Genomic DNA, 13,930 nt, shown 5'->3' with positions numbered 1-13,930 from the left:
TCGGTTGTCGAACCGGGTGTTTAACCATGGACTTTGGTAACTTCCTGCGTGTTTTCGCATTTATCGTGAAACGCTTTCGCGTTTTTCGTGCGCCGCTTCAACGATGCGCATGTCATTCTTCGCGGTGGCAAGAAGGGGCCAAACTACGACGCGTCAGCGATTGAAGACTGCTGCGCGATTCTCCGAACGGCTGGGCTGCGCGAGCAAGTGATGGTCGACTGCTCGCACGCGAACTCGGGTAAGTCGCATGCCCGTCAGGTCGACGTGGGGCATGACCTGGCTCACCAATTGTCCTCAGGTGAGCAGCGCATCATCGGCGTCATGATCGAAAGCCATCTGGAGGAGGGGCGCCAGGACCTGAAGCTTGGCGTGCCATTGCTGCGTGGCGTGTCAATTACCGATGCCTGCCTTGGCTGGTCCCAGACTGAACCATTGCTGGATACGCTTGCTGCAGCCGTGCGCGCACGACGGCGCGGCTAAACGGCCCGCCCCGTCCGCTAGGGCCAGATGGTCAAATTGAGCGCAAGACTGGCTCCTTGCTCAAGGGAACATCAATCACGACTTGCGCAGGCGACATCACCGCGATCAGAGCGTACGGGCGAATGGTTTCGAGCGAACCGACATCATCACCAGTGATGTGTGTGGCAAGAGTCTAAGGAACTGGATGGCGATTGATGATTCGGCTTATGAGGCCGACCACTTTGGCTGCAAGCCCGGTGAGCTGCTCGATCGCTTCGTTCTCCTTGAGTTGTTGCGAGGCGTCAACGACGAAGAAGCACAGCGTCGCGTTCGAGCCTGGCTGGCTACTACTCATGTGGCCAACACTCCCAAGATGCTGGGTTGCCGCATCCTTCGCGACAGCCCGAATTTGTGGTCACGCATCTTGAAACAATGACCAAGCCCAAATCAGCGCTGGTGTCCGGACGGCTTCGAGTTCCGGTGCGGCGATGGCACACCGCCGTGCATCACGTTTGCGCCGGACTGCTGCGACCGTAAGGCCGTCGTCGGGCCGCCACGACTGGCCCGGCCAAGAGCGCCATGCTCGAGACAGGCAGCCTGTGTATAAGGTCTGCTACGAGCGTGCGAATTTAGGAAGGTCAATATGAGAGTGCTATTGGTGGAGGACGAGCCTGAAATGGCGTCTGCGCTCAGCGACGCGCTGGCTCGCCATAACATCCTCGTGGATCACGCGGCCAACCTTGCTCAGGCCACAGCTGCGGTTGCCACTTGCGCGTACAGCCTCATCGTGCTGGATAGGCAACTGCCTGATGGTGACGGGTTGACATTGATTCCAAAGTTGCGCGCCGAGAAAAATGTCGTTCCCGTGCTTGTGTTGACGGCGCGCGGAGATATTTCCGAGAAGGTGGCGGGGTTGAATCACGGCGCGGACGACTATCTAGCCAAACCATTTGCGGTCGAAGAGCTTCTTGCCCGGATACGCGCTCTGGTTCGGCGCCCGGCCAATTTGGAGAGCGACGTCATCACGGCTGGGCTGCTTTCCTACGAGCACGTCAACAGTGAAGCCAGGGTTGGCGAAACAGTGCTTGATCTGACGCGCAGAGAAATCCTCGTGCTCGAAGCATTGCTGCGGCGGTACGGCAGAATGGTCCCTCGCTCCGTGTTGATGGAGGCTGTTTTCGCGCTGGATGATGACGTGCAACCGAACGCGTTGGACACGCACGTCTCACGGTTGCGAAGGAAACTCGCAGACTCTGGGAGTGGCTTGGTTATCAGCGGTGTGCGAGGGGTTGGATATCTCTTGCGAGAGGCATGATGAGCCTGATTCAACCCAAATCCCTCCGCTGGCAGCTCGTTCGCAGACTGATTTGGACGCAAGCAGTGGTGGCCGTCACCATCAGCGTGGCCACATTCGGGATTGTCAGTGGGCTTTGGTTTAGCGGTGTATTGCTGGGCGGAAACTATGAGCTCACTACGATTGACGCTCTGAAGGACGCGATAGGGCGCGACGCTGATGGGAGGTTGAGTGTCGCAAACACTCAGCAAATCAACTACTGGCGCACGGAAACTCCAGATTTTTGGTTCATTATCCGAGACGCCGAGGGTCACGAAATTAGAGAAGGCACGCCTCCTTCTGAGATCTCCACAATTTACCCAAACCTACATAGCTTGATCGATGCTCGCTTCGGTGTCGATTCCAAGGGTTTGGTTTTGCCATCAAGCATTGTTAAGTGGGTCAGTACCCCAGTTGGTCGCGTTCAAATGATCACCAGCGGAAGAGGGCGAGCTTCCCTTTGGCAGGTGATTACCAGCGTGCGCCCGGCCTATGAGTTGACGGTGTACCTGATATTTCACATGACAATTGCCACGTTGCTGGTGACGCCGTTCGTCGTACGTAGGACGCTAAAGAAACTCGATGCCGCAGCTGATGATGCGAAAAAAATCAACATCAATGAAATTGTGGTGCGACTTAGCTCCGCAGGCGTGCCTCTGGAGGTGCTCCCTCTTGTCAGCGCCGTAAACGATGCGCTTGATAGATTGGAAAAGGGGTATGAAAGTCACAAGAGATTTCTGGTCGATGCAGCGCATGAGCTGCGCACGCCTATCGCGATCTTGACGACGCGGCTATCAGGCCTACCTCCAGGACAGATAAAAAATAGACTACTGGAAGATTCGGCACGACTGACGGCTTTGACGGGGCAACTGCTGGATCTGCAGCGCTTGGAGCAGCAGAACATTTCGTTCGACAAGATTGACCTTGTCGCACTCGCCGAGCGGGTGGTGTCGGACCTTGCTCCGTTAGCTTTTGGCGCCGGCTATGAGATGGATTTCGACGCAGAGGCAGCAGAGATTTTTGTGTCGGGCGACCAGATGGCCATCGAGCGCGCTTTGACCAATCTTCTGCAAAACGCGATCAACTACGGCGGGCGCCAAGGGACCATCACGGTACGTGTCTCATCTGCGGCCTGGATCGAGGTTTCAGACGAAGGGCCAGGCGTTCCAGCGGGTGCGCGCGAAACGATCTTTGAGCCTTTTCATCGACTCAAGCAGGATGGCAGAGGCGTAGGCCTCGGGCTTGACCTGGTGCAGAAGATCATGCGGTTGCACGGGGGACGCGTGGAGCTGGTAGAGGGGCGATCCTCGCCTGGAGCCTGCTTTCGATTGACTTTCCCCCAGCAGAACTGAGCTCTGATTCTCGATGTAGCGCCGCGCTGAGCCAACGACGCCTCCGGTTGGAGGCGTGCGTTGGCTCAGAGGCGCTTCGAGAGTAGCCAATCTGGCAGTGCAGTAGACAGGGCTGGCAGCATGGCGATGATCACGGTACCAACAAAGATCGCCAGCATGGCCGGCAGTACAGCCCGAGCCACGTACCGGATCGGTTTGCCAAACATCGCGGAGGCGAAGTAGATGTTCATCCCAGCAGGAGGGCAAAGAAAGCCTGCTTCCATGGCAGCCAGAAAGATGATGCCGAAGTGCAGTGGCGCAATGCCGTAGCTCAGGGCCAGTGGTAGAAGCAGGGGCACCAGCACCGCGATTGCGGCAAAGATCTCCATCAGGGCTGCCGCCACAAACAGGAAGGCGCATAGGATCAGGAGAAACAGGTACTTGTTGGGAACAGCAGCTTGAACCCAATCCACGGCACGCTCCGGGATGCTGGCATACACCATGAAGTTGGTGAGCGCTAAAGCCATGCCCAAGATCACCATCACGCCGCCGATGAGCTGAACGCATTCAACGAGGCAGCGCCCCAGAATTTTCCAGGTGAGCTCGCGGTGTATCAGCCCTTGCGTCAACACCGCATACGCAGCGGTCAGGGCGGCACTCTCAGTCGGCGTGGCAAAGCCGCTGACGAGAGCCCCGATGGCCACGAGAGGGGCAGCGATTTCCCATTTGCTGGTCCATATTGCTGAGGCGATCTTGCGACTTGCGGGCTGAGAGCTTGCAGATGTCGAGCCATCCTTGCGGAGATAGCCGCCGAGCAGCAGCAGACACCCCACCATGACCAACGCTGGAATCACGCCGGCAAGAAACATCGCCTCAATAGGTACGCGTGCGATCACCGCGTACATGATCAAAGGGACCGACGGCGCCAGCAACACACCCAGAGCACTGGAGCTGGTCACCATGCCGATCCCGCGTTGCTCTGGATAGCCAGCCTTGCGCAGCAAAGGCAGTAGCAAGCCGCCCAGTGCCAGGATGGTCACGCCGCTACCTCCCGTGAATGCCGTGAATGCCGAGCACAGTGCGGCGGTAGCGAGTCCTGTTCCACGCAAGCCGCTGCCAAATACTTGAACGAACAGATCTCCCAGGCGTGCCGCAGCACGCGTATGCGCAAAGATCAAGCCAGCCAAGGTAAACAGCGGCAGCGCCGGCAGCGACGGATTGACGGTGATCTGGTAGTGGGAAACGGCGATCGATGCCAGAGGGAGGCCTTCGCTCCAAAACAGGGCCAGTGCCAATCCCCCCAGAACTGCGAACACTGGAGCGCCTGCCAGCAGAAGTGCCGTCAGTGCCATCAACGCCGGGAGAAGAGGGACGGCGAGGCCTTCCCAGCAGAAGGCCACCATCCAGCCGGCAAGCGGCAGTAGGGCCGTGATCAACCTTTGTAGGGGAATGCCTCCAGACGCGCGTGCTCCCAATCGCAAGCCCAACAGTGCGAAGCCAACTGGCATGCTTAATTGCACCCACCAGGTTTGCACCCCGTATGCGAGCACCTGACCTGCCTGGCGCTCTGCCAAGACAAGCTGCCAGCCAGCATAGGCCAAGGCTCCGCACACCAGAGCCGAGCCACCTGTAGCAAACGCGCGTATCCGCGCTTGCGCGGAGGCACTGCCAATGCGATCCAAGCTACTACCCAGGGTAGCAAGATGACCGGTACGCTCGGCAGCGAGAGCACCGAACATCGCAAGGACAAGGCCCAGATGCTGCACAACCACGGGGGCGTTCTCTATGCCACGCCCCATAACCGGTCGCATGATCATTTCGATCACCGGTATGCACATCATCAAGACCAGCGCGGTCGCAGCAGGCGGGCTATCCAGCGCTGGAAGTTGCAGAAGTCTTTGTGACATCCAGCTTTGTTGGCGTGCTGTCATTTTGACTGACCTCGCCATGTCCGATAGACCTTGAGGTGCATGAACACCTCATCAAAAACGTCCGCGGGAACCATGGTGCCGCGAATGCGGGGGTATAGGTTTTCAGCCAGGTCGGTCCATTGGCGCCACTGTTCGGGGCTCGGCTTGTTGACCTTCAGGCCGCGCTTCTGCATGGCAGTCACGGCATCGTCGACTTCCTGTCGCGCTTTGATGCGCATCTGAATCGATGCTTTTTCTGCTTCCGTACGCAGGGTCCGCTGCGCGGCAGGCGTCATCTCGTCCCAGGCATTCTTGGTGACGACCAACGCACCGACGATGGGTGCCCAGTTGATGTCCAGCATGTTCGGCGCAGCGGTGTAAATCTGGCTCGCCAAAGCAAAGTAAGGGGTGGAGGGTACGACGTTGATCATGCCGGTCTGGATCGATGGCAATACATCAGCGGTTTCCAGCGGCACGGGCGTGTACCCGAAGCTTTTCATGATGGCCTGCTGCTCGGGTTCCGAACCCCAGGAAAAAAACTTCATCGGCTTGAAGTCATCGGGGGCAAAGGCGGGATCCTTGGAGAAGAAGCGAACCCAACCGGCATCTCCCCAGCCCAGGATCACAAATCCTTTATCCATGAAGCGTTTCTCGATCCCGGGCCGCATTTTCTCGCGCACGTAGTCCACTTCCTCCCAACTGCGGAACAGCAAGGGAAGGTTCTGCAGCGCGTAGATGCTGCGGTCGATTTCGCGCAAACCGACCACCGACATCAACGCACCTTGGAGCTGGCCGATACGCATGCGACGAGCCAGTTCCGTTTCACCGCCTTGGCTTCCATCGGTGAACACGACAAACTTTGCATTGCCGCCTTGCACGTTTCTCCAGGCCTCACCCATTTCCATCAGCTTCTGGTGATAGATGGAGTTCCTGGGCACCACCGTTCCGATGCGTAGCTGCATGGTTTGGGCCAAAGCCGTACCGTTCAGACCAAGGGCCAGTAACAGCCCGATCAAGCTGGAGCGGCGACGTTGAGACTGCAATTGAGAAGTCATAGGTTGTGATTTGCAGTGCATGGGGTTGAGGCTCAGAAGCGTTCGTCCATGGTTTTGAGGAGCCATGTACAGCGGTCATGGACGAGTTGGTTGGCAAGACTGGGGTGTTCTGTCGAAACACGAAGCGCCTCGCGTAGCAGTCGCTCGTATTCGTCACGGTCGGATTCGTGCAGGGCTTCTGCGCGAGCCACATAGATGCCCGCATTGCGTTCGCTGCCGATCTTTTCCGCTTGGTCAAAAATACGTTCCGCCTCCGCACGGCTGCCACCAGGACGTGCCATCTCCAGCGTTGCGACCAAACTGGCGAGCGAACCGTCGGCGTAGTTGGGTTCCCGTGCCCAGGCCAAGCGAGCCAAACGAACTACCAGAGGTAGGTCCGCCACGACATCCGGCTTGTCCTTGGACAGAGATATGTAAGCACCCCATGAGGCAGCGGCCCAGTACGCCAAGCCGACCTCGCCAACGTCGAGCGAGAGAGAGGATGTCGAGTCAGCGAGCGCCTGAGAGAAGCCACGGTGGCGATACTCCAACACTGACATAGCGTGCCTGTGCGCGCGCAGGTACAGCCGTGCAGCGCGTTGCCTCAGACGCAGGGCGGCATTCGCATCTCGGCCTGCTGTGCGTTCAGCGTCAAAGTTCACAAAGGCGTAGGCGTACTGCGTGAATCCGCTCGCGACCGATTCACCCAAGGCAACATGCCCGGGAGTCTGTTCGAGCAATGATTCGGAGAACTTCAAATAGAAGGCGCTTGCTTCTCGCGCCAAAACCAGATCGTCCTCCTGGGCCATTGATTGGGAAGACCATTCATCTGCAATTTTATTCACCACAAAATTCTTTGGCGAACATGCGGCAAGTGAGACGATGACTACCAGTGTTAACAATCGGAAAACTAACGGATATCTCTTGCTCGCCACGAGTCGATAGAAAAACACCATAAGCACTCCATGCCGACGACCTAGAAAATCGCCATTGCATTTTTTCTAAGGAGTGATCACCTATGATTGCTGCGAATGGCCGTCCATTTTTGTGCCAACACTCTGTCGCTAACATTGCGATACCAGAGTGTTTTGATGTTTTTATCGACATTTGACGACAGATTGCAGACAGCTTGATCGTGTATGGACGAGAAAGCTTCCTGGGAGAATGGATCCTGCCGTTGTATTTCTTAAGTTCGTCCTCGTAGGACGACTCAACTTCATGTCGTGAACATTGCGCCGACAGAGTTTTGGCTAGTCTTACCTCATCCGCTCCGACAGGTTGCTGACAGGAAGCGTGGCTAGCATGGATAATGGAAATATGACCGTTCTATGTGCTATTTTTGAAAAATACTCATATATGGGAACCTCAGTAAATTCTGTACAAACCGCAGGCGCCACTTTGTCTACGCAGGAGATCTACGAGCGTGTCGCCGAGTTCAAGAGCGCAAGTCCGGGTAATGGCATATCCGTCAGTTGGGCTCAGCATCTGGACGAGGTGAGGGAAGTACAACGACTTCGGTACGAAGTCTTTGCGAAAGAAATGGGCGCTCACCTGGAGACGCCCATTCCCAATCATGACGTCGATACCTTTGATGATTACTGCGAACACCTGATCGTTCGAGAGCCTCTTGGGGGCGCCGTCATCGGCACTTATCGCGTTTTGACCCCGGCACAGGCAAAGCGCTGTGGCAGCACCTACACGGAGACTGAGTTTGATATTTCGTCTTTGAGGCCACTGCTACCCAGGATGCTGGAGGTCGGGCGCAGTTGCGTGCATCGTGATCATCGACATGGTGGTGTGATCATGGCGCTTTGGCGCGCGTTAGGCGCATTCATGGCAAGCAATGCTCTCGATGCCATGATGGGGTGCGCAAGTATTCCTATGGTAGAAAACGGTCGAGTCAGTGGAGATGCAGCCGCAAGCCTTTGGAGAAAATTGCAAGCCACTCATTTGGCGCCCACCGAGCTTCAGGTAAAACCTCTGGTCAGATTGCCGATCGAGGAGTTCAACAGCACGCTGGATGTCAAACCTCCAGCGTTGATTCAAGGCTATCTTCGCTTGGGAGCCCAGGTGCTTGGCGCTCCGGCATGGGATCCCTGTTTCAATACGGCGGACCTGCCCATCTTGATGCGCACTCAGAATCTAGCTCCACGCTATCGCAGCCATTTTCTTGGTGAGTAGATGATTCTGAGCATGCGGTTCACACGGAACGCGCATCCTGGCAGCTGTGACCTCAGTTGGATATGGAATGTGCCCGCGCGCCATACCAAGAGGGCGCGGGTATAGCGAGATTCTGTAAATCGGGATTCTTCGACGGGTTTCTCGGCGGAGATCAAACTCATCATGTCCACCGCTGATGGAACTCAACCCCAGGGGGATGTCACCGAATTTCGCGACGCATTGAACGATCGTCTGAGTTCAGTGGTATCTATGTGTTGTTCTCCATTGCGCAAGTACGTCGAGCAGTGCGTTGCCGACAGCGGCGGCTGAGACTTCGTTGTTCACTGCAACAGCAACGTAGGCACCAATGGACACGTCATAAGCGACCATTGCGTTTGCGCTCGGGACGCCACCAAGATGGCCCAGCCATGAATGGGTCACGTTGGATCCGTCGATCCACTCCATCAACATGACGCCTTGCCCGAACCAGGTGCGCGCAATGTTTGGAGCTGCGCTTCCGCTGTCCAGGATGGGATACAACGCTGACCATTGGCGGGACACCGTCTCGCGTCGCAACAGCTTGCCTTCGAGAAGGGCACGCCAGACCGCCGCCACATCTTGCGCGCTGGCGACTACATTGCCTGTACCCAAGCGCAGCCACTCGCCTGGGTCGGCGGTCGGTTCGCGGCCATTGTGTGGCGTAGCCAAATTTGCGACCTGTTCTTCGTCTGTGCGCAGCGCGCGCAATTGCGCGAGCCCCAGTGGCGCAGCAATTCGTCTTTGCAGTACTGCATCAAACGGCTGCTTCTCGACCGCCTGCACAATGCGCCCCAGCAACGCGTAGCCGATGTTCGAGTAGCTGGCGATGGTGCCTGGGCATGCTACGGCTGGCGTGGCATTGGCGGCCGCGAGCCACGCATCCAAGGTTGCAGGCACTGGAAGTGTCGTCGCTGGGTTGGTGGCGAGACCACTGGTGTGCGTTAGCAGTTGCCCGATGGTGATGAGGTCGGCGTTCGGCACCTGCGGATACCACGTCGAAAGCCGGTCATCGAGTCTGAGGCGGCCCTCATCCACCAATTGAAGTACTAGGACCGCTGTCAGCGATTTGGCAACACTGGCCCAATAGAACCACGTTGCGTCAGTGGCTGCCTGCGGGGGTGAGATGCGTGCTAGACCGCGCGTCAATGTCCAATGACCGCGCCCAGGGACATCTATGGCGGCATTGATCGCCGGGGCTCCGGTCTGCAAAAGCAATTGGTCAACTCGCGCGTCCAGCGACGCGGCGAGGTCATGCGGCATAGGTTCGACCATCGGGTTTGGAGGCGTCGAAACCGGCATGACTGGTGGGAGGACGCCGGCAGGCAAAGGCGTATGCAGCGCTGGCCCCGCATACACATGGTCTGACGAGCACGCTGGTGCGCCTCCATGATCGACGGCGCTTGTTCCGCCGCACCCAGCTAGCACCAGTGAAGAGAGCAGCGCCAGAACCTTAGCTAGCTGGTTCATGTTCATGGCGAGATCGTCGGTGAGCTGCACTAGTCGGCTCCGCGGTTGCGTGCGATTGCTCGATCGGACTCGTATTCGCTATAGGCGGGCAACGTGGCGCAATGTGCCGTTGTCGGGTTATGCGACAAGCGGCAACTATCGGAGGACCTTCGCAACCCTTCATAGAAGCCTCTCTCCCAATTCACGCTCGCACAGCCTTGGAACACGAGCATCAAGCTCGCAACAGCCAGCAGTCTTCGCACCATGATCCCCATGAGTTCTGTAAAACAGAAAGAAATTATTGTTTTGCAGAAAGTTTATGATGGGATAAGATGTTGCGCAAGGAGTCATATGAGCCAGCTACACTCGCGCCCCGACATACGTGCCATCACAACGTCCAGGCTTCTCGCCTGGGCTTGCCGGCTCCTTGCTATCGCGTTGCCGCTGCTGTGCGGCTACGCCTTGCTCGATCTGCCTGCCCAGGGATGGCTTGCACGCATCAATGTTCAGCCGTCGATGCCCGTGGCGGTTTGGCAAATGCGCCTAGCAGGCGTGCTCGGCCTGCTGCCCGTGGGCGCGATGGCTTACGGGCTGCTGCGGGCAAGCCAGTGTCTGCAGGGTTTCGTACGTGGCGAGACATTTGCGCTGTCGACGGTCAAGCGTCTACGCAGTTTTGCGGCGGCCGCCTTGACTTCCGCTGTGCTTGGCTTGGTTACGCCTTCGCTGATCAGTCTTGTGCTGACCCTGCATGCCGCGCCTGGTCAGCATGCGATGACCCTGAACATCGGCTCAAGTGACCTGCTGATGGCCGTCGTGGCAGGCGTCGTTTGGCAGATTGCAGCCGTGTACACACGCGCGATTGAATTGGCGGAGGAGAACGCCCAGTTCATCTGAGCGCTGAGTTGCGATGCCTATTGTTGTCAAACTTGATCTCGTGCTCGCAGATCGCAAGGTCAAGTCAAAAGATCTGGCCGAGTACATCGGCATTACAGAAGCGAACCTATCCCTGCTGAAGCAGGGCAAGGTCAAGGGCGTTCGCTTTGACACATTGCAGCGGATCTGCGAATTCCTCGATTGCCAGCCTGCCGATCTATTGGTGTCGGTTCCAGATTGACTGGCCCTGGCTCTACACTGGAATTCGTACCGTCCAGAAGTGGAGATTCAGGCGTCGTTGAATCGACCGTCGAGGCGCTTTTCCTTGCCTGACGGGCGAGTTCGGCGGGTGTCGCCCACTGAGCCCGGGCATCGCCCAGGCTCAGGTCCGCCACCAAACGCCTGAGCGTCGCATTGTCTTCCTCGAGTTGCCGCATCTGGCACAACTCCGAAGGGCCGGCGCCCCTTTGCCTCTTCTTCCGGTTGCAGAGGGTCGCTTTGCTGATGCCCAGCTTGCGGCCCCCCCTTCGACCTTCGTGCCCAGCTTCGCTTGCTTGAACGCGAACGCTATCTGCGCTTCGGTGAACTTGCGCGTCTTCGTGACAGGTCTGCCATTTCAAATCTTGACGTAGGACCAAGATGCCTCGACTGGCGCGATGCCTCCCGGTCCCGCTTGTCCATCTCCTTGCTTCCGTTCTTGCGCATCGCCACCCCAAGAATCGATCCAAATTCATGTAGATTGTGTATTGGATATTGTATAAAATCTGGCGGCGGACACGTCCGTGAACAAGTCCATAAGGGTTGCGCAGAAGACCGTGAGAGGAGATGGAGATGACTAGTCAGACCGGCGAGGTGCTTTCGCCACGCAGTGCAGCAGAACAGGACACGACTTCAAAGAGGGAGTTGAAGCGTGTTGTCGCGGCCTCGATGGTGGGGTCGGTCGCGGAATGGTACGAGTTCTTCCTCTACGGGACAGCGTCGGCGCTGGTTTTCGGAACCCACTTCTTCAAGAAGACGGGTAACCCGATTGACGGCCTGCTCGCTGCATTTGCTCTGTATGCCGTGGGTTTTGCCGCACGGCCGATCGGCGGTTTGGTGTTCGGCTACTACGGCGATAAGTTCGGGCGGAAGTATCTGCTGCAGGTGAGCTTGGTTGTTGTCGGTATCACGACCTTCCTCATGGGGTGTCTCCCCACGTTCGATGCGATCGGCTACTGGGCGCCAGTGCTCTTGGTCACGCTGCGCTTGATTCAAGGCTTCGCATTTGGTGGGGAGTGGGGTGGTGCGATCCTACTGGTCAGTGAGCACAGCCCTGACAATCGCCGCGGCTATTGGGCAAGCTGGCCGCAAGCGGGTGTACCTGCCGGCAACTTGGTCGCAACCATCATCTTGCTGGTGCTCTCAAGCACGCTCTCCGAGACTGAGTTCCTGTCGTGGGGCTGGCGTGTCGCGTTCTGGTTCTCGGCTGTGGTCGTGCTGATTGGCTTCTGGATTCGCCGTAAAGTCGACGACGCGCCAATCTTCAAGGAGGCACAAGCTCGTCGCGAGAAGAAGCAAGAGAAGCAACTGGGTGTCGCCCACGTTCTGAAGTACCACTGGCGCCAGGTCTTGATTGGTATTGGTGCGCGTTTCGCCGAGAACATCCTGTACTACATGGTGGTCACCTTCTCGCTGACCTACCTGAAGCTGGTTGTTGGTGCAGATACCACGCGCATCTTGAAACTGATGTTCGTGGCAAACGCCATCCACTTCTTCTTCATCCCACTGATGGGTTTGATGTCGGACATCATTGGCCGCAAGCCCGTGTACCTGGTGGGTGCCGTGCTGACCGCGGGTTGGGGCTTCGTCGCGTTCCCCATGATGGACACTGGCAATGACGTCATCATCATGGCTGCAATTGTCCTGGGTTTGTTCATTGAGTCCATGACTTACGCACCATACTCGGCTCTGATGACCGAAATGTTCCCGACGAACGTTCGTTACACAGCGCTGTCGCTGTGCTACCAAGTGGCGCCACTGATGGCCGGTTCGCTGGCACCGTTGATCGGTTTGTCGTTGCTCGAGCGCTATCATTCCTCAACGCCCATCGCAATCTACTTGGTTGTCGCAGCTGCCATCTCGATTGTTTGTGTCGGCCTGGCCAAGGAAACGCGCGGCAAGTCCCTACGTGAAGTCGACGCCGAGGCAAGCCAGCGGACACGTGCTTGAGTCTGACAATCGAAGTCTGATTGCTTGCACTGAAGCCACCCGAAAGGGTGGCGTTTCATCTTGGGAGCTTTGTGGTAAGGCAGGATTGCCGGCAACAAAGAGCAGGGGAGGAGGAAGGAATGCTGAACCTGGCACTCGAGTTAGTGGCACTCCAGCGCGGGAGCCCTTAGCTGAGCGGAGAAAGTTCCGACTGGCCGTTCGTTCGGCTCTCGGGCTTCTGCTAACATTGTAGAAAATATGCAATGTTCACCATTGCGCCCACGCGTGCCTAACGGCAACCCCTAGTCAAACTGGAAAAATGAACGAGAAACGCCCTGTTCTTGCATACGCGACGCGTGCAGAAGCTGCAGCTAACGAATTGCGCCGCCGCATTTTGACAGGGGAGTATGTTGACGGCTTTCAACTCCGCCAGGACGCGCTGGCCACTGAGTTAGGCATCAGCCGCATCCCTCTGCGGGAAGCGCTCGTGCAGCTTGAGAGCGAGGGGCTTGTCAAGATCCTGCCGCACAAGGGGGCAGTCGTCTCGGAACTGTCTCCCGAGGACATCACAGAACTCTTTGAGTTGCGGGCGTTGCTGGAGCCGGTGCTGTTGCGAAAGTCGATTCCGAAACTGACGGCGCAAGACTTCGCCCAACTGGACGCAATCCTTGTGGAGTACAGCGAAGTGCTCCACGCCAGCCAGTCAGGGCGTTGGGGCGAGTTGAATACTGAGCTTCACCACCTGTTGCTCTCCCGCGCCGATCAGCCTCGAACAACGGCTATCGTAGCGTCACTGCTGCAGCAGACCGACCGCTACACCCGCATGCAGCTCTCTTTGTCTCAGTCGGCCCGTGACGTGGCTGAGTCCGAGCATGCGGAGTTGGTGGCGCTGTGCCGCAAAGGTGACACACGCTCCGCGGCATCGCTGCTGAAGCGCCACATCGAGCATGCAGGGGAAGAGTTGAACGCATTTCTCCGCGAACGACGTCTCGGACGCTAGCTCGCCGTTTCCGTCTAGCTCTCCCAGCAGAACCAATTCCGTTCGCCTCGCGGCAAAGAGACACATCGCTTGGCATGTCGACGCCCCGTCAAAGGGGCGGAGATTTCCTTCGTCATGACACCACTGGATCGATCGCGCTATCGCCTGGGTTGTCATGC

12 protein-coding genes and 1 pseudogene are annotated in these 13,930 nt (G+C 57.6%); 9 read left to right on the top strand and 4 right to left on the bottom strand.

What is annotated here, in order from left to right; translation table 11 throughout:
• Positions 1 to 96: 96 nt before the first annotated feature.
• The 4 genes and pseudogenes from ACS13N_RS25870 to ACS13N_RS25855 all read left to right on the top strand — a co-directional run.
• A pseudogene (locus ACS13N_RS25870) lies at positions 97 to 480 on the top strand (3-deoxy-7-phosphoheptulonate synthase); the annotation flags it as partial.
• A gap of 184 nt (positions 481 to 664) precedes the next feature.
• Positions 665 to 895 carry a hypothetical protein gene (locus tag ACS13N_RS25865; protein ID WP_438934438.1) on the top strand — a complete coding sequence of 77 codons (231 nt, stop codon included), beginning with the start codon at positions 665 to 667 and terminating at the stop codon, positions 893 to 895.
• Positions 896 to 1,102: 207 nt separating this feature from the next.
• Entirely contained in the window at positions 1,103 to 1,774 is a 672-nt protein-coding gene (locus ACS13N_RS25860) for a response regulator transcription factor (RefSeq protein ID WP_438934437.1), read from the top strand.
• The gene (locus tag ACS13N_RS25855) at positions 1,771 to 3,144 is read left to right on the top strand and encodes a sensor histidine kinase (RefSeq protein WP_438934436.1); all 1,374 of its coding nucleotides are present in this window, start codon (positions 1,771 to 1,773) and stop codon (positions 3,142 to 3,144) included. The genes ACS13N_RS25860 and ACS13N_RS25855 overlap by 4 nt, the downstream gene beginning before the upstream one ends.
• Before the next feature lie 65 nt (positions 3,145 to 3,209).
• Here ACS13N_RS25855 and ACS13N_RS25850 read toward each other — a convergent pair whose 3' ends face one another.
• From ACS13N_RS25850 to ACS13N_RS25840, 3 genes are read right to left on the bottom strand one after another with little or no spacing between them, the layout of a single operon-like run.
• Positions 3,210 to 5,054 (bottom strand): TRAP transporter large permease, encoded by a 1,845-nt coding sequence (locus ACS13N_RS25850; protein WP_438934435.1) that lies wholly within the window; start codon positions 5,052 to 5,054, stop codon positions 3,210 to 3,212.
• Positions 5,051 to 6,088, bottom strand: coding sequence for a TRAP transporter substrate-binding protein (locus ACS13N_RS25845; RefSeq protein WP_438934434.1), 1,038 nt, complete (start codon positions 6,086 to 6,088; stop codon positions 5,051 to 5,053). The genes ACS13N_RS25850 and ACS13N_RS25845 overlap by 4 nt, the downstream gene beginning before the upstream one ends.
• Before the next feature lie 32 nt (positions 6,089 to 6,120).
• A complete protein-coding gene (locus tag ACS13N_RS25840) occupies positions 6,121 to 7,023 on the bottom strand; it encodes a TRAP transporter TatT component family protein (RefSeq protein ID WP_438934433.1) in 903 nt (300 codons plus the stop codon).
• A 346-nt stretch (positions 7,024 to 7,369) separates the two neighbouring features.
• Between ACS13N_RS25840 and ACS13N_RS25835 the strand changes: the two genes are divergently transcribed.
• Entirely contained in the window at positions 7,370 to 8,248 is an 879-nt protein-coding gene (locus ACS13N_RS25835; protein WP_438934432.1) for a GNAT family N-acetyltransferase, read from the top strand.
• Positions 8,249 to 8,485: 237 nt separating this feature from the next.
• Here the strand turns inward: ACS13N_RS25835 and ACS13N_RS25830 are convergent, their stop codons facing one another.
• Entirely contained in the window at positions 8,486 to 9,763 is a 1,278-nt protein-coding gene (locus ACS13N_RS25830) for a serine hydrolase domain-containing protein (protein ID WP_438934431.1), read from the bottom strand.
• A 213-nt stretch (positions 9,764 to 9,976) separates the two neighbouring features.
• On the opposite strand from ACS13N_RS25830, the gene ACS13N_RS25825 reads away from it, so the two are divergent.
• From ACS13N_RS25825 to ACS13N_RS25810, 4 genes are all read left to right on the top strand, one after another.
• On the top strand, positions 9,977 to 10,606 hold the full coding sequence (locus ACS13N_RS25825) for a DUF2975 domain-containing protein (RefSeq protein WP_438934430.1): 630 nt from the start codon (positions 9,977 to 9,979) through the stop codon (positions 10,604 to 10,606).
• Between the two features lie 13 nt (positions 10,607 to 10,619).
• Complete coding sequence (locus tag ACS13N_RS25820) at positions 10,620 to 10,826, top strand: helix-turn-helix domain-containing protein (protein WP_438934429.1); 207 nt, start codon at positions 10,620 to 10,622, stop codon at positions 10,824 to 10,826.
• A gap of 590 nt (positions 10,827 to 11,416) precedes the next feature.
• On the top strand, positions 11,417 to 12,793 hold the full coding sequence (abaF, locus tag ACS13N_RS25815) for a fosfomycin efflux MFS transporter AbaF (RefSeq protein WP_438934428.1): 1,377 nt from the start codon (positions 11,417 to 11,419) through the stop codon (positions 12,791 to 12,793).
• Between the two features lie 298 nt (positions 12,794 to 13,091).
• Positions 13,092 to 13,772 carry a GntR family transcriptional regulator gene (locus ACS13N_RS25810; protein WP_438934427.1) on the top strand — a complete coding sequence of 227 codons (681 nt, stop codon included), beginning with the start codon at positions 13,092 to 13,094 and terminating at the stop codon, positions 13,770 to 13,772.
• The last annotated feature ends 158 nt before the right edge of the window (positions 13,773 to 13,930 follow it).

It is taken from the genome of Ralstonia sp. 24A2, from assembly GCF_051783885.1.
Taxonomy (GTDB): domain Bacteria; phylum Pseudomonadota; class Gammaproteobacteria; order Burkholderiales; family Burkholderiaceae; genus Ralstonia.
This window is presented reverse-complemented; position numbering and strand designations above follow the sequence as displayed.

Excerpts from the sequence above, each read along its gene's own strand:
- ACS13N_RS25850 (WP_438934435.1), bottom strand. The coding sequence starts at position 5,054 with ATGACAGCACGCCAACAAAGCTGGATGTCACAAAGACTTCTGCAACTT.
- ACS13N_RS25840 (WP_438934433.1), bottom strand. The coding sequence starts at position 7,023 with ATGGTGTTTTTCTATCGACTCGTGGCGAGCAAGAGATATCCGTTAGTT.
- ACS13N_RS25855 (WP_438934436.1), top strand. The coding sequence starts at position 1,771 with ATGATGAGCCTGATTCAACCCAAATCCCTCCGCTGGCAGCTCGTTCGC.
- ACS13N_RS25860 (WP_438934437.1), top strand. The coding sequence starts at position 1,103 with ATGAGAGTGCTATTGGTGGAGGACGAGCCTGAAATGGCGTCTGCGCTC.
- ACS13N_RS25865 (WP_438934438.1), top strand. The coding sequence starts at position 665 with ATGGCGATTGATGATTCGGCTTATGAGGCCGACCACTTTGGCTGCAAG.
- ACS13N_RS25810 (WP_438934427.1), top strand. The coding sequence starts at position 13,092 with ATGAACGAGAAACGCCCTGTTCTTGCATACGCGACGCGTGCAGAAGCT.
- ACS13N_RS25825 (WP_438934430.1), top strand. The coding sequence starts at position 9,977 with ATGATCCCCATGAGTTCTGTAAAACAGAAAGAAATTATTGTTTTGCAG.
- ACS13N_RS25845 (WP_438934434.1), bottom strand. The coding sequence starts at position 6,088 with ATGACTTCTCAATTGCAGTCTCAACGTCGCCGCTCCAGCTTGATCGGG.
- abaF (WP_438934428.1), top strand. The coding sequence starts at position 11,417 with ATGACTAGTCAGACCGGCGAGGTGCTTTCGCCACGCAGTGCAGCAGAA.
- ACS13N_RS25835 (WP_438934432.1), top strand. The coding sequence starts at position 7,370 with ATGGATAATGGAAATATGACCGTTCTATGTGCTATTTTTGAAAAATAC.
- ACS13N_RS25820 (WP_438934429.1), top strand. The coding sequence starts at position 10,620 with ATGCCTATTGTTGTCAAACTTGATCTCGTGCTCGCAGATCGCAAGGTC.